The sequence below is a fragment of the Pseudomonas sp. SIMBA_067 genome, assembly GCF_046534675.1.
In the GTDB taxonomy this organism is placed as follows: Bacteria; Pseudomonadota; Gammaproteobacteria; order Pseudomonadales; family Pseudomonadaceae; genus Aquipseudomonas; species Aquipseudomonas putida.
Map to the genome: position 1 here is coordinate 1 of NZ_JAWRYH010000521.1, position 268 is coordinate 268.

1 protein-coding gene is annotated in these 268 nt (G+C 36.9%); it reads left to right on the forward strand.

The annotated features are described in order from the left end of the window. The coding region (locus SB765_RS30150) for a tyrosine/phenylalanine carboxypeptidase domain-containing protein (protein ID WP_410932564.1) at positions 1–268 on the forward strand (268 nt) is incomplete at both ends.

Below are 268 nucleotides of genomic sequence, written 5' to 3' on the forward strand. Positions count from 1 at the left end.
CCAACTCATTGCGCTGCAAACCCCAATTAGAATTCTCGATGCAATTAATTGGGATAAACAAACTAAAGAAGAGTTTTTTAGGCAAAAATGCCAAAAAAATCCTTTAATAGACCGTGCTTACTACCAACAGCGCGATTTAGGGTTTGTGCCTAGTGAGTTGCGCCAAGCATTTTCAACACTGCACCGAAATATTATTAATCAGTTGGGGCAATTAAACCCAATAACTCAATATATGAGTAAAATGTGTAGCGAATATAAAACAGTGCTT